Source organism: Micromonospora sp. NPDC049523 (assembly GCF_040676775.1).
Taxonomy (GTDB): Bacteria; Actinomycetota; Actinomycetes; order Mycobacteriales; family Micromonosporaceae; genus Micromonospora_G.
Window position 1 is genome coordinate 148,189 of the sequence record NZ_JBFAPP010000015.1, and the last position, 14,272, is coordinate 162,460.

The 14,272-nt window shown below is 70.7% G+C and carries 11 protein-coding genes and 1 pseudogene; 9 read left to right on the forward strand and 3 right to left on the reverse strand.

Annotated elements, in window-relative coordinates; translation table 11 throughout:
* Positions 1-1,335 precede the first annotated feature (1,335 nt).
* A complete protein-coding gene (locus AB0J90_RS23770; protein WP_363599186.1) occupies positions 1,336-2,856 on the forward strand; it encodes a YifB family Mg chelatase-like AAA ATPase in 1,521 nt (506 codons plus the stop codon).
* Positions 2,853-4,100: a DNA-processing protein DprA gene (gene dprA / locus AB0J90_RS23775; RefSeq protein ID WP_363599188.1), complete on the forward strand. Its 1,248-nt coding sequence runs from the start codon at positions 2,853-2,855 to the stop codon at positions 4,098-4,100. The genes AB0J90_RS23770 and dprA overlap by 4 nt, the downstream gene beginning before the upstream one ends.
* Positions 4,101-4,157: 57 nt before the next feature.
* On the opposite strand, the gene AB0J90_RS23780 is transcribed toward dprA, so the two are convergent.
* Both AB0J90_RS23780 and AB0J90_RS23785 read right to left on the reverse strand, forming a co-directional pair.
* Positions 4,158-5,918: a cellulose-binding domain-containing protein gene (locus AB0J90_RS23780; RefSeq protein ID WP_363599190.1), complete on the reverse strand. Its 1,761-nt coding sequence runs from the start codon at positions 5,916-5,918 to the stop codon at positions 4,158-4,160.
* A 219-nt stretch (positions 5,919-6,137) separates the two neighbouring features.
* Positions 6,138-6,569 (reverse strand): VOC family protein, encoded by a 432-nt coding sequence (locus AB0J90_RS23785; RefSeq protein ID WP_363599192.1) that lies wholly within the window; start codon positions 6,567-6,569, stop codon positions 6,138-6,140.
* Between the two features lie 116 nt (positions 6,570-6,685).
* Between AB0J90_RS23785 and AB0J90_RS23790 the strand changes: the two genes are divergently transcribed.
* The 4 genes from AB0J90_RS23790 to AB0J90_RS23805 all read left to right on the forward strand — a co-directional run bounded on the left by AB0J90_RS23790 (position 6,686) and on the right by AB0J90_RS23805 (position 10,907).
* The gene (locus AB0J90_RS23790; protein WP_363599194.1) at positions 6,686-7,696 is read left to right on the forward strand and encodes a WYL domain-containing protein; all 1,011 of its coding nucleotides are present in this window, start codon (positions 6,686-6,688) and stop codon (positions 7,694-7,696) included.
* Positions 7,697-7,767: 71 nt separating this feature from the next.
* Positions 7,768-8,532, forward strand: a complete 765-nt coding sequence (locus AB0J90_RS23795) for a hypothetical protein (RefSeq protein WP_363599196.1) — start codon at positions 7,768-7,770, stop codon at positions 8,530-8,532.
* Between the two features lie 186 nt (positions 8,533-8,718).
* Positions 8,719-9,660 carry a tyrosine recombinase XerC gene (locus tag AB0J90_RS23800; RefSeq protein WP_363599198.1) on the forward strand — a complete coding sequence of 314 codons (942 nt, stop codon included), beginning with the start codon at positions 8,719-8,721 and terminating at the stop codon, positions 9,658-9,660.
* A gap of 56 nt (positions 9,661-9,716) precedes the next feature.
* On the forward strand, positions 9,717-10,907 hold the full coding sequence (locus tag AB0J90_RS23805; protein WP_363599200.1) for an aminotransferase class V-fold PLP-dependent enzyme: 1,191 nt from the start codon (positions 9,717-9,719) through the stop codon (positions 10,905-10,907).
* Here the strand turns inward: AB0J90_RS23805 and AB0J90_RS23810 are convergent.
* Positions 10,825-11,376: pseudogene (locus AB0J90_RS23810) on the reverse strand (M23 family metallopeptidase); the annotation flags it as partial. The gene AB0J90_RS23805 and the pseudogene AB0J90_RS23810 sit on opposite strands and share 83 nt — an antisense overlap.
* A gap of 405 nt (positions 11,377-11,781) precedes the next feature.
* On the opposite strand from AB0J90_RS23810, the gene AB0J90_RS23815 reads away from it, so the two are divergent.
* From AB0J90_RS23815 to AB0J90_RS23825, 3 genes are all read left to right on the forward strand, one after another.
* The gene (locus tag AB0J90_RS23815; RefSeq protein WP_363599202.1) at positions 11,782-12,264 is read left to right on the forward strand and encodes a hypothetical protein; all 483 of its coding nucleotides are present in this window, start codon (positions 11,782-11,784) and stop codon (positions 12,262-12,264) included.
* Positions 12,265-12,401: 137 nt separating this feature from the next.
* A complete protein-coding gene (locus tag AB0J90_RS23820; protein WP_363599204.1) occupies positions 12,402-13,004 on the forward strand; it encodes a hypothetical protein in 603 nt (200 codons plus the stop codon).
* A 115-nt stretch (positions 13,005-13,119) separates the two neighbouring features.
* Positions 13,120-14,238 (forward strand): sulfite oxidase, encoded by a 1,119-nt coding sequence (locus AB0J90_RS23825; protein WP_363599207.1) that lies wholly within the window; start codon positions 13,120-13,122, stop codon positions 14,236-14,238.
* The last annotated feature ends 34 nt before the right edge of the window (positions 14,239-14,272 follow it).

The window sequence follows — 14,272 nt, forward strand, 5'->3', positions numbered from 1 at the left end:
GGGGTATTCGGGTACCACTGGCCGGAACGGGACGGCAGCCGAGACTTTGGGACTGGCGACCGCCCGCCGACCCGCGGTGGCGCCCTTCGTGAAGGGACACGAGGGATGGAGCGGAGCTTCGTCCGGCACCCGGCATACCTGGAGGGTTATCTCTACAAGCTGATTTGCTCCGGTGCGGCCTTCGCACCTAGGCACGATGGCGCCTCAACTGGGTCCACGCGATGAGGTTGACCTGCGGTTGCCTCCGCATCACCAACGACGTCGGAGGATAGGTTCAACCTTTATTCGCTATCTGCCACTTAGGACTAAAGCGGATTGATGTATGTAACTCGCCACGGTTGATCATGCATGAGCGTGCGCAGACGTGCTGAACGCACCACCTGCGCCTCGGCCGGTTGATGGTGAGGCTGGATCCGGAGAGGGGCACCACTAATCTGTCCTAGGTGCATCGACAGGTAGCGCAACCTACTTCTCCATCGTGGTCGAGATTTCTTCTCGCCCACGGTTGGGAAGGAGGTGGTGCGAGGTGTCGCAACCGACCGGGCCAGCCGGCCCGGAGCAAGATCCGCCGACCGGTCGCTACCGGAAGGCAGGTGACCTGGGGGTCCTGATCATCAGAATCCTCACGGAAACCGTCCGGCTGATGGACGCGTTCTTGTCCGGAAGCTGGAGTGGCCCCACCTAACCCAAGGGTTAGACGGGGCCACCAGCGGGAGATTCCCTCGCCTCGGGGCTGCAACCATGGGGCGGGGGGACTCTCCGATCCCAGGTGTTCCGCAAGCGCAACACCAGCAGGTTTGTTCATTATCTGAGCGGAAGCTAGCTCGATTCTGACACGGAAGTCGCATGTATGCGACATGCATGTCCTACTCACGCGTCATACCTGACACATGGCGCAGGCGAGGGACGCCCACCTCTGGTGATCCAGTCACGAGCCCGGCGCCCCCGTCGCCGCCCCTGACTGCCACACGGGTCGACCCTTCGATAGCGTCGGCACTCCACCAGAACGCCCACCCGCGCTTCCGCACCCTGCACGATCTAATTACGCCCGTACCATAAGATCGCAATGTCATCATTACTTACCCTCCGTCCGGAATAAGACCCGATAGCACATCGAAGGCTTGATCGTCCGGCTGTCCACAGGGCCCCTACGTTGTCCACAGCGGTGCCGAGCCGCCAGCGCTGCCCTGCGGGCATCGGTCATCTTTCAGCCATGACATCCCTACGACGAGCGAGATCCGTACACCTGGCAGCAACGCCCTGCGCGACACCAGCAGCCGGACCGCCGAAATGCCGCCAACGCCCGCCCGACACTGATGAGTTTGGGTCGTCGCGGTGAGTTACGCGAAGGTGCTCTGTGTCGGTCTGGTTGGGGTGACCGGGCATCTGGTCGAGGTCGAGGCCGATCTCGCTCCCGGACTGCCCGCCGTGGTCCTGTCCGGCCTGCCCGACACCGCGCTCAACGAAGCCCGCGACCGCGTACGTGCCGCGATCGTCAACTCCGGGCAGCACTGGCCCAACCGCAGGATCACCGTCAACCTGCTTCCCGCCACCCTGCCCAAACACGGCTCCGGCTTCGACCTCGCCATCGCGGCGGCCCTGCTCGGCGGCTCCGGTGAACTGCCGCTGGCGCCGCTGGAGGACGTGGTCATCCTCGGTGAGTTGGGGCTGGACGGGACCGTCCGGCCGATTCGGGGCGTACTGCCGATGGTCGCGGCGGCTGCCCGAGCGGGGATCAGTCGGGTGGTCGTACCGGTCGGGAACGCCGCCGAGGCTGCGGTCGTGCCGGGCGTACGGGTACGCGCGGTGGACAACCTACACCGCCTCGTCGCGTACGTCCGGGACGGGAGCGCGCTGCTCGAACCGCCGCCTCGGCAGGCGGCGCCACCCGTGCAGGGGCCGGACCTGTCCGAAGTCGCCGGTCAGGGGCTCGGTCGGCGGGCGATCGAGGTCGCCGCAGCGGGTGGACACCACCTGTTGCTGCTCGGGCCGCCCGGTGCCGGCAAGACGATGCTCGCCGAACGACTCCCGTCGATCCTGCCCGAACTGGACGATGACACCGCCCTGGAGGTGACCGCGCTGCACTCCATCGCCGGCATCCTGCCGCCGGGCGGAGAACTCGTACGCCGACCGCCGTTCCAGGCCCCGCACCACACCGCGACGGTGCCCGCGATCGTCGGGGGCGGCTCGGGGCTGGCCCGTCCCGGAGCCGTGTCGCTGGCCCACCGGGGCATTCTGTTCCTGGACGAGGCGGCGGAGTTCCAGTCGCGGGCGCTTGACGCGCTGCGGCAACCGTTGGAACACGGTCGGGTACTGATCAACCGGGCCAACGGTGGCACCGAGTATCCGGCCAGGGTGCAGCTCGTACTCGCATCGAATCCCTGCCCGTGCGCGAAGCCGGCCGGCGATACTCACTGCGAGTGCACCCCGCTGGCCCGTCGCCGGTACCTGTCCCGGATCTCCGGCCCACTGCTGGACCGGATCGACGTACAGGTGGAGCTGAGCCCGCTGCGGGCGGCCGAACTGATGGACACCGGCGAGTCGAACGAGTCGTCCGCCGAGGTGGCGGTTCGGGTCGCGGCGGCGCGGGCGGTGGCGACCGCCCGGTGGGCGAAGCTCGGCTGGAAGGTCAACGCGGACGTACCTGGTCCGTACCTGCGGCAGGCCCGCTGGCGGCTGCCGGCGGCGACCACGTACGGGCTGCGTCGGCGCCTGGACCAGGGAACTCTTTCCGCCCGTGGCTTCGACCGGATCGTCCGGATGGCGTGGACCATTTCCGACCTCGACGGCCGGGACCGGCCGGACGCCGATGACGTCGACGAGGCAACCCACTTGCGTACCAGGGAGGCATCATGAGCAACCCGCACCGGGCCACGTCGGCGGAGCCGATCCGCCCGACCCCGGACCCACTGGACGAACTCGCGGAGATCAAGCTGGCCCGGGTCGCGCTGACCTGGCTCGCCGAACCGGGCACCTGGTCGGTCTACCGGCTGACGAACGAGTACGGGCCGGTCGACGCGCTGGACCGGCTGCTCGCCGGTGACGTACCTGATCGGCGGTTGCGTACGGCGGTGGCGGCTCGACTGGCGGCGGGCGACCCGCGCGAGGTGGCCGCCGCCGCGATCGCGCACACCGAGCGGCTCGGCGCCCGCGTCGTCGTACCGGAGGACGACGACTGGCCGTCGCAGGTACGTGACCTGGAACGGCTGTCGTTGCCCGGCGCCGAACGCAAGATCGACCAGGAAACCGCCCCGCCGCTGGCGATCTGGGTACGCGGACAGTGGCCGCTGGCCGAGACCCTTGACCGGGCGGTTGCCGTGGTGGGTGCCCGAGCCGCGAGCCCGTACGGTGGCTACGTCGCCACCGAACTTGGCTACGGACTGGCCGACCGGGGTTGGACGGTGGTTTCCGGTGGGGCGCACGGCATCGACGCCGCCGCGCATCGGGGCGCCCTGAACGCGGGCGGGCTGACGGTGGCCGTACTCGCGTGCGGGGTGGATCGGCCGTATCCGGTGGGCAATAGTTCGCTGTTCGACCGGATAGTGGAGAGCGGTCTGCTGATCAGCGAGTGGATGCCGGGTGCCGAGCCGCTGCGGCACCGGTTCCTGATCCGCAACCGGCTGATCGCCGCCGCCACCGCCGGTACGGTGCTGGTCGAGGCCGCCGCCCGCAGTGGCGCCACCCAGACGTTGCGCCGCGCGCTCGCCATCAACCGCCCAGCGATGGTCGTCCCCGGCCCGGTGACCTCGGCGATGTCGGTGGGCGCGCACGAACTGCTCCGCGAGCATCCGCGCAGCCGGCTGGTCACCGGGCTTCCGCACGTACTCGAAGAGGTCGGTCGGATCGGTGCGGACCTGGCGCCGCTCGCCCGCGCGCCCCGGCAGCCGCGCGACCTGCTGGACGACGAATCGGCCCTGGTCCTGGAGGCACTCCCCCGCCGGGGCACCCTCGGTCCGGACGAGCTGGCCGCCCGAGCCGGCCTGGACGTACGCCACACGCTGCGCAAACTCGCCCTGCTCGAAGACCTCGACCTGATCGTCCGCCGCGACGGCGGGTACGCGATCGCCGCCCCGTCCTCGCGCCCGACCACCGCCCGCTGATCCGGACCGGGCCCGTGACGGAGAGTTCCGCCACGGGCCCGGCAACGGTGCGGTTCGTCAGTTCGGGGCGTGCACCGAGTTGGCGGCGTAGTCCCTGGTGGCACCGCGTACGTAAAGCTGGGTTGACTGGTTGCCGGAGAAATACTGCTGGATCGAGCCGACGAACGGCGTGCTGGAGGCGTTGCGTCCGTACGCGTCGGTGTAGACCGTGGTCGGGCCGGTGTTCTGCACGGTGAAGGTGCCCGGCCGGAACTCCCGCAGGGTGCCCTTGAACGGCGAACGCGGATCGTCCCAGGCGACCTGCTGCCCGGTCTGCTGGGTGACCTGGCGGGCCTGGTTGCAGTAGTCACCGCCCGCGAGGTTGGTGTAGCACAGGTCCACGATCCGGCCCAGCCGGTTCGGCAGGGCAGGGTCGTAGTAGCGCGACGGGTTGACCACGTAGAACAGCGGGGCGAGGCGGAAGTTCAGCCCGGAACCGGTCACCTGGACGTCGGAGAACCAGAAGTCGTCCATGTCGGACACGGTGAACGGCACCGGGTTCGGGTAGAGCGGGTCGTAGTGCGTACGGCCCTCCCGGATCGCCTGCACGCAGCCCGGCTCGGTGATCAGCCGGCCCAGCGACCGGGTTTCCGACGGTGAGTCCGCCGGCACCGCCGGACCTACGTTGATGAACTGGCCGCCGAAGCCCGGACATTCGCTGGGGCTGAACCCTCCGGCCCGGCCGAGCGGGATCAATCCGCTGTACCTGGCCTCGGTGACCTGGCCGTTCGACTGCGAGCAGCGTTGGTTGAGGAGCAGTTCGTGGACGTTGTTGGTGAACGCGTCCGGGGAGTGGGTGCCCTGGTGGAACTTGAGCAGGACGTCGCAGGTCGCGATCGTGGGGCCCTGCGGCGGTAGGAAGCTGCTGCCGTTGTCGCCCTGGATCACGTTGACGTTGTTGACCGACAGCACCTTGTGCCCGACGTGGTCCTCGTGCCGGTGGCTGTGCTCCGGCATGGCGTCCATCATCACTTCGCTGGTGTAGCCGAAGGCGGGCCACCGGGCGGTGCTGTACAGGTCCGAGTTGCGCGGGTCGTCACCGTGTTCGTGGCCGAAGTTGCAGCCGCTGGGATCCCGGCTCGGGTGCCAGGTCGGGTAGACCTTGCCGTCGGGTCCGTACGTCCAGTAGCGGGCGTGGAGTTCGACCGAGCACTCCCCGGACCGAGGCTGGTATCCCTTGTCGTTGGCGGTGGCGATCAGGGTGTACGCCCGGCTGGTGGGCGCACTGGCCGGTGGGAGCGCGGTGCCCCAGGTCGGGTTGCCGGGCGGTGCCGAGGTCGGCGGTGTGGTCGGCCCCGAGGTCGGCGGTGTGGTCGGCGGCTGGGTCGGCGGGCCGGTGGTGGGGTTGGGACCCGGCGAGCCGGTGCAGGTGGTGCCGTTCACGGCGAAGCCGGTCGGCGCGGGATTGCTGCCGCTCCAGGACCCGTTGAAGCCGAACGAGACGCTGGCACCGGTGGCGATGCTCCCGTTGTAGCTGACGTTGCGGGCGGTGACCTGGGTGCCGGATTGCGCCACGGTGGCGTTCCAGGCCTGGGTGACCCGCTGGCCGGCGGCGTAGCTCCAGGTCAACGTCCAGGAGCTGACCGGGTCGCCGACGTTGGTGACGGTCACCGTCGCGGTGAAGCCGCCCTGCCATTGCGAACCGACCGTGTACGTGACGCCGCAGCCGGGGGCGGCCACCGCGGGCGCGGCGACGGTGACCGCCAGTGCACTGGCGGTCACCACGACTGCCACGGTCACGGCTGACCACAGCCGGGATCGAGGTCGATGTAGGCGCATGCTGGTCCTCCGAGCGATGGTGGGTGAATCGACGGGGACACGGCGCTCCGGCATGCGGCGGTGTCGGACGGCGAAACCGGGGTACCTGCTCGGATCGGAGCGGGGCCGCACCGGTCAACGGTGCGGACGGAAGGAACACCCGGAGGAGTGGCGACAGATCACCATCGATTGATTTCCATCTATGCTACTGCTCGTGTCGGGCATGTCAACGAGCGCTGGTCAGGCCTTGGCGGCGGCCAGGATCTCCAGGTAGTGCGGGTTGTACATGACGCCGAGCACGTTGCCGAACGGGTCGAGCACCGACGCGGTGATGAAACCCGAGGGGCGGTCGACGCGGGGCTCGTACTCCTTGGCGCCCATCGACATCAGTTTTTCCAGGGCCGCCGTCACGTCGTCCACGTGCCAGAACAGAACAGCGCCACCGGGCTCGGTCGATGCGCCGCCGGGCCGGTAGCGGCCGTCGATCAGGCCAAGCTCGTGCTGGTAGTCGCCGATCCGGAACTCCCGGTATCCGGGCTTGCCGTCCGGACCGGGGAACTCGAAGTACGGCTCGACGCCGAGCAGCTCGGCGTACCAGCGGGTCGCCGCCTCCAGGTCGTCGGCGAAGTAGGTGACGGTGGCCATGCCGCGCAGGATCGTGTTGCCACTCATGGTGAACCCTCCAAAGTTGTTCGTTCTCGCTGGTCAGTGCGTTTTCGTGGTGCTACGCCGGACGCTACCGGTGTTTGCGGAACCTCCCGTTCCTCAATGCCTGGCAGACTTCGGCAATGTTGGAAACCTCGGTCCGGCTGCTGCGCCTGCTGACCCTGTTGCAGACCCGGCGCACCTGGTCGGGCGCGGATCTGGCGACCCGGTTGGACGTCACCACCCGGACCGTCCGCAACGACGTCGAGCGGCTACGACAACTCGGCTACCAGGTCCACTCGTCGACCGGCGTCACCGGTGGCTACCGCCTCGGCGCCGGTACCGCGCTGCCGCCGCTGCTACTCGACGACGACGAGGCCATCGCGGTTGCCGTCGGGCTGCGCGCCGCCGCGGGTGGCACGGTTGCCGGCATCGAGGACCCCTCGCTGCGGGCCCTGACCAAACTCGAACAGACTCTGCCCACCCGGCTGCGCCACCGGATCGACGCGCTCCGCTCGGCCACCGAATCCGCGGTCGGCGGCGGGCCGACGGTGGACGTCGACACCCTCACCGTCATCGCCGGTGCCGTACGCGACCAGGAGCTGCTGCGCTTCGACTACCTCGATCGCGACGGCCAGACCAGCACCCGCCGGGCCGAACCCCACCGGCTCGTCTACACCGGACGCCGCTGGTACCTCGTCGCCTGGGACACCGACCGGCACGATTGGCGTACGTTCCGCGCCGACCGCATCAGCCCCCGCCTGCCGAACGGGCCGCGCTTCACCCCTCGGGAACCTCCCGAAGGCGGGGCGGCCGACCACGTCATGCGCGGCCTGCGCTCACTGGCGTGGAAATACCGGGCCCGCGTGCGCCTGCACGTGCCGGCCGAGGTCATCGCCGAGCGGATGCCCCCGGAGGCCGGACTGCTGACCGTGATCGACGAGCGGAACTGCCTGCTGGAAACCGGATCCGACCTGCTGCACGACCTCGCCGGATTCCTCGGCCACCTCGACGTCGCCTTCACGGTGCTCGACCCGCCCGAACTCCGCGACCACCTGCGTACGCTCGCCGACCGCTACTCCGCCGCCGCCGGACAGTCCAGACGGGACGGACGTGACACCGATAGCGACGACGGCATCCCCCACTCCCCGTGACATCCGCGACATCGATGGGGCGTAGCCTTCCGCACGGCTCAGCGCAAAGTCGCCCAAACGGAGGGTTTGTCATGGCTCTGGTACGACGCGCGTCCGTTCTGGACAACGCCGGACAATTGGTGGTGACAGCGGTCGGACGCGTTGCCGCCGCCCAGGCCAACACCGCAACGTCCACCCCGGTCAGCGGCGACGGATCGGCCGCCACCGGTGCCACTGACCCGGGTCAGCCGGCCGGTGGCAACGGTGAGGCGCCCGCCGCCGAGGCCGCCTCGGCCACGTCCCAGCAGGCCGGGTTCGGTGCCGTGCTCGCGGCGTTCGCCACGATCGGTGCCGGTGGTTACGGCGCGTGGCAGATCTGGTCCAGTGGTGGGGCCGCCGCCATCATCCAGCCGCCGGACACCACCGCCGTCTTCGGTACGTTGCTCGTCTTCGCCGCCGCGGTCGAGCGGGTGTTGGAGCCGTTCTCCCGGTGGTTCCCGGGACGGCGCACCGAGGCCGCGCTCGAACAGACGATCGTGGCGCTGGCCAACCGGACCAGCAACCCGACCCACGCCGACCTTGCCGCGGTGGCACAGGCGAAGGCGCAGGTCGAGCGCGCTCGGGGTAACCGGACCATCGTCGCCTGGGGCATCGCGACCGCGCTGGCCACAGTCGCCTCCAGCGCCGGCGGTTTCTACGTGCTGCACGCGGTCGCCGGTCCGGAGTGGGACGGGCTGCCGGTCTGGGTCGACGCGATCGTCACCGGCGTGATGGTCGGCAGCGGCACCAAGCCGGTGCACGACCTGATCAGCCGGGTCCAGGGCGCCAAGGAACAGGCCCAGAACCCGACCGCCTGACGGATCTGCTTTCCCGGCGGGCCGGACCGGAGGAACCCTAATCCGGCCCGCCACCATCCCGCCCGACCGGTAGGTCTGCGGCGAGCCCGGAGGCTCCCGGCTGGACCCCGAAGGATCGCGGCGACCCCGGATGTTCGCGGCGAGCCGGCTTGACTCCGGTCGGCGTACGGCCGACGGTCACGGGTGATGAGCCGCGAGACCCGCAGTACCCGAGGGATGCACGAGCGTCTGCCGCAGCCGATGCGCGACGCGGTGGACGACTTCGCCCGGCACCTGTCCCGGGTGGAGAACCGGTCCACGCACACCGTGCGGGCCTACGTCGCGGACATCGTCTCGCTGCTCGACCACGCGGTCCGGCTCGGCTGCGCCAGCCCCGCCGACCTGGACCTCGCCGCGCTGCGGAGTTGGCTGGCGAAGGTCCGTACGCTCGGCGCCGCCCGTACGACACTGGCTCGGCGAGCCGCGTCGGCGCGTACGTTCAGTGGCTGGGCACACCGGACCGGACGGATCGCCACCGATGTCGGTGCAGCGCTGGCCAGCCCCAAGGCGCACCGGGAGCTGCCGAGCGTGCTCCGCGCCGACCAGGCGACCACGCTCGTGCTGGCCCCCGGTGACGAGGCGTCCCCGCTGCTGCTGCGGGACCGGGCGGTGCTCGAACTGCTCTACGGCACCGGGGTACGCGTCAGCGAGCTGTGCGGGCTGGACCTCGGCGACGTCGACCACGCCCGACGGGTCGTACGCGTGCTCGGCAAGGGCAACAAGGAACGTTCCGTCCCGTACGGCGTACCGGCGCAGCAGGCGCTCGACGACTGGCTCCGGCTCGGGCGACCGGCGCTGGCCGGGCCGGAGAGCGGGGACGCCCTGCTGCTCGGGCAACGGGGCGGGCGGCTGCTGCCGACCATCGCCCGTCGGCTGGTCGGCAACTACGCGACGGCTGCCGGGCTGCCGCGTACCAGCCCGCACGGGCTGCGTCACTCCGCCGCCACCCACCTGCTCGAAGGCGGCGCCGACCTGCGCGCCGTACAGGAAATGCTGGGACACGCCTCGCTGTCCAGCACCCAGATCTACACCCACGTCTCCGCCGAACGCCTCCGCGCCGCCTACCGCCAAGCCCACCCCCGCGCCTGACCACGGTTCGCCAATTGGACGGCGACCGGGCCGGGAGCGGGGATTAGGATGATCACGTGAGCGACGCAGCGTCAACGCCGCCCGAACCGATTCCCGGGGCTCGCCTGCTCTTCTCGCTCGACCCCGCGGTCACCCACCTCAATCACGGCTCCTTCGGCACCGTGCCGATCGTCGTCCAACGCGCCCAGCAGCGGTTGCGCGACGAGACCGAATCGAACCCGCAGCGGTTCTACACCCGTGGGCTGACCGACAGGATCGCCCACGCCCGCCGCTACCTGGCCACCTTCCTCGGCGCCGACCCGGAGGGCACGGCACTGGTCGGCAACGCCACCACCGGGGTCGCGGTCGTGTTGCAGTCGCTGGGTCTGGAGCCGGGCGACGAGGTGGTCAGCACCGACCACGGGTACGGCGCGGTCGCCTGGTCGGTCGAGCGGGAGTGCCGGCGTACGGGCGCGGTGGCGAGAACCCTGACCGTGCCGCTGGCCGCCACGGACGAGGAACTCGTCGAGATCGTCCGGTCCGGTCTGCGGCCGGGGCGGACCAAGCTGCTGATCGTGGACCAGATCACTTCGCCCACCGCCCGGCTCTTCCCGGTCACCGCGATCGTCACGGTGGCCCGTGAACTCGGCATCCCGGTGCTGGTCGACGCCGCGCACGTGCCCGGCATGCTGGCGGTCGAAGTGGACAAGATCGGGGCCGACTTCTGGGTCGGCAACCTGCACAAGTGGGCGTACGCGCCGCGCGGCACCGCCGCACTCGTGGTGGCCCCGCGGTGGCGGGCACGGATCGAACCGCTGGTCGTCTCCTGGGAGCAGGAGAACGGGTTCCCGCTCAGCGTCGAGTACCAGGCGACGCTGGACTACTCCGCCTGGTTGGCCGCCCCGGTGGGTGTGTTCGCCCTGCGCAGCCTCGGTGTGGAGCGGGTCAGGGCGTACAACGCCGGGCTGGCCGCGTACGGGCAGCGGGTGGTGGGTGCGGCCCTCGGTCTGGGACCGGCCGACCTGCCGGACCCCGGCGGACCGACGATGTCCATGCGGCTGCTTCCGCTGCCGGACGGTGTCGCGACCACGTTGCCAGAGGCGATCGCGCTGCGGCAGCGGGTCGCCGACACGCTCGCCACCGATGTTTTCCTCGCGCCGTGGAACGGTCGGGGCTGGTTGCGGCTCAGCGCCCAGGTCTACAACCGGGCCGAGGAGTACGACCGGCTCGCCGAGGCCCTGCCCGGTCTGCTCGCCGCCGCCCGCTGAGTCCGCCGAGCCGCCGATGCGGCACGCTGAGTCCGGCGAGCATTCGGGCGGCGGGCGGCGGGCGGGTGAGCACCGGCAGCAGCCGCACGCGGGCGAGGCCTAGCAGGGCGAGCGGGTCGAGGTACTGCTCGCCCCGGCGCAGCCCCCAGTGCAGGCAGGCCGGCGCGGGACAGCCGGGGTGGCCGGGGAGCAGGGTGCCGAGCGGATCCCCGGCGGCGAGCCGGTCACCGGTCTGCACCGCCGGTTCGACCGGCTGGTAGGTGGTCCGCAGCCCGTCTGCGTGGGCGAGGCTCAGCAGCGGCGTGCCGGCGACCTGTCCGGCGAAGAGCACCACTCCGGCACCGGCCGCGCGGACCGGAACGCCGTCACCGCCCTCAAGGTCGACTCCGCGGTGGCCGGACTGCCACGGCAGCGGTGGCGGGTCGAACCGCCGGGCCACCCGGGGTACGCCGGCCAGCGGCCACTGCCAGGCCGACCCCACCAGCACCGCCTCCACCGCCTCCACCGCCTCCACCGCCGGAACCGCCTCCACAGCCGGCACCGCCTCCACCGCCGGCACCGCTGCCGCCGCTGACCGGACCGGTGGTACAGCCGTCAGCAGCGTCGCTGCCAGCAGCAGCACCGACAGGGTCGGGGCGGGGCGGCAATACGTCCTCATGGCCGGCAGCGTGCCCGGTGCTGTCGGGCGACGCAACGGCTACGGGGCGGGCCTGTGGACAGCCGGACCGGCTGTGGAAAACGCCCGCCGAGCGTGTTGATCTGCTATGGGGTCGGATGCGCCCGGCTCGGGACCTTCGCCCCTGACCAGCGGCGATCAGCCGGTGGATGCTCGGGCGCGTGCGACCGCCGGGTTCGCAGGGTTGGAGACGGGTCGATGCGTTACGCCGTGAACGGGTTTCTGTTGATCGTGCCGCTGCTGCTACTCGACGCGCTGCTCGGCAACCGGCTGCCCCGGGAGTACCAGAAACAGAGCTGGAACGCGGTGCCGCGTTGGCTGTCGGTAGCCGAGACGGCGCTGCGGATACCGGTGTTGCTGGTTCCGCTGCTGTTGCCGATCTCCCTGTCCGGGCCGGTCCAGCAGGCTGGTGCGGTGCTCTACCTGGTCGGGGTGCTGGCGTACGCGGCCGCGTGGGCAGCCCAGATCCGGCACCCGCACAGCGCGTGGAGCGTCAGTACGGCCGGTTTCCTCGCGCCCGCGTACACACCGGCGCTGTGGCTGACCGGCATCGCCCTGGTCGGCGCCGAACCGGTCCTTCCCCACCTCGGGTTCCTGCCGGCGGTGTTCCTCGGCTTCGTCGCGGCCTTCCTCGTCACGCACAACCTGCACGCCCTGTACGTCCACCGCCACCGGATCTGACACCAACCGTGGTGGGGCGTCGATCGAAGGTCGGGACTTTGGTCCTGCCGCAGTGGGGTGTTCCGGCCCGCGCGGTGGGGTGCCGGCGCGGGAGATGGTGAGGGTGTCAAAAAGAGCTCCTAACAGCGGAGGCAACGATGACCACCATCAACAGCGGCGGCAAGGCTCCGGCGGTCCCGGCGCACGCCCTGGAACAGGCCCTCTCGCCGGGGCACATGCTCACCACCACCGCCGCCCGGGCCCTGGCCGTGCTCCGGATCAGCACCGGGTTCGTCTTCCTCTGGGCGTTCCTGGACAAGACCTTCGGCCTGGCGTACTCGACCCCCAGCGAGCGGGCCTGGATCAACGGCGGCTCGCCCACCAAGGGCTTCCTCTCCAACGTCGAGGTCGGTCCGATCCAGTCGATCGCCCACTCGATCGCCGGCACCTGGTGGGCCGACACGCTGTTCATGGCCGGCATGGCGGCCGTCGGCATCGCCCTGATCGCCGGCATCGGCCTGCGGGTGGCCGCCGGCTCCGGCGCGCTGATCATGGCCATGATGTGGCTGGCGGAGTTCCCCCTGGCCAGGTTCACCAGCGGTGGTGAGCCGTCGGGGTCGACCAACCCGATCACCGACTACCACCTGATCTACGCCGTGGTCCTGGTGGTCCTCGCTGCCGCGTACGCCGGGCACACCTGGGGCCTCGGGCGGATCTGGGCCCGCCTGCCCTTCGTCCAGCGCAACCGCTGGATGCTCTGACCCTTCCTCGGAACACGTACGGATGACCGCCCCTGCGGAGTCAGTCCCGACAGAACCTAGTCTTGGTCCGGTGCGCCCGCCTTGATCGCGGGCCCCGGACCGGGGAGGTTTACTGATGACCACGGTGAACGAGGTGAGCGGCCCGTCGCGGCTGGCCGAGCCGGGCGAGGGGATCAGCGCCGAGGAACTGCAACTGGCCGCCCGCAACCACGGCCTGCCGCTGGAGGCGCTGCGGTACGACGTGACGCCGGTCGGCCTGCACTACCTGCTCACCCACTACGACATCCCGGACACCGACCCTGAGAGCCACACGCTCACCATCGACGGTCTGGTGGACCAGCCTCTGATCCTTGACCTGGCCGAGCTGAAGCGCCGCCCCCGGGTCACCCACCGGGTCACGATGGAGTGCGCCGGCAACGGGCGCGCACTGCTGGAGCCCCGCCCGGTGAGCCAGCCCTGGCTGGTCGAGGCGGTCGGCACCTCGGAGTGGACCGGCACCCCGCTGGCGCCGCTGCTGCGTGCGGCCGGGCTGTCGGCGGACGCGGTCGACGTACTCTTCACCGGCGCCGACCACGGTGTGGAGCGCGGGGTGGAGCAGGACTACCAGCGCTCGCTGCCGGTGCCCGAGGCGAGACGCGAGGACGTGCTGCTGGCGTACGAGATGAACGGTGCCCCGCTGCTGCCGCAGCACGGTTCCCCGCTGCGCCTGGTCGTGCCGGGCTGGTACGGCATGGCGCATGTGAAGTGGCTGCACCGGATCGAGGTGCTCGACCGGGAGTTCGACGGCTACCAGAACGCGGTCGCCTACCGGGTACGCCAGCACGCCGACGATCCGGGCGTCGCGGTGACCCGGATCGAGCCGAGGGCGCTGGTCCAGCCGCCCGGCTTCCCCGACTTCATGTCCCGATCGCGGGCGGTGCGCCCCGGTACGGTCCCGCTGACCGGTCGGGCCTGGTCCGGTCACGCCCCGGTGACGAGCGTCGAGGTGACCGTCGACGGCGGCCTCACCTGGTCCCCGGCGACCCTGGAGCCGACCGTGGCCGGTACGGGCAGCACCCAGTGGGCCTGGCTCCGCTGGCGGTACGACTGGGTGGCGACCCCCGGTCGGTACACGCTGAGCGCTCGGGCGACCGACGCGTCGGGGCGTACGCAGCCGGTGGAGCAGCCGTGGAACCGGGGCGGGTTCGCGAACAACCTGGTGCAGCGGGTCGAGGTCGCCGTCCTCGACGACTGAGCGACGGTGTTCGGGGGTCGGCCCGCCCTGCGAC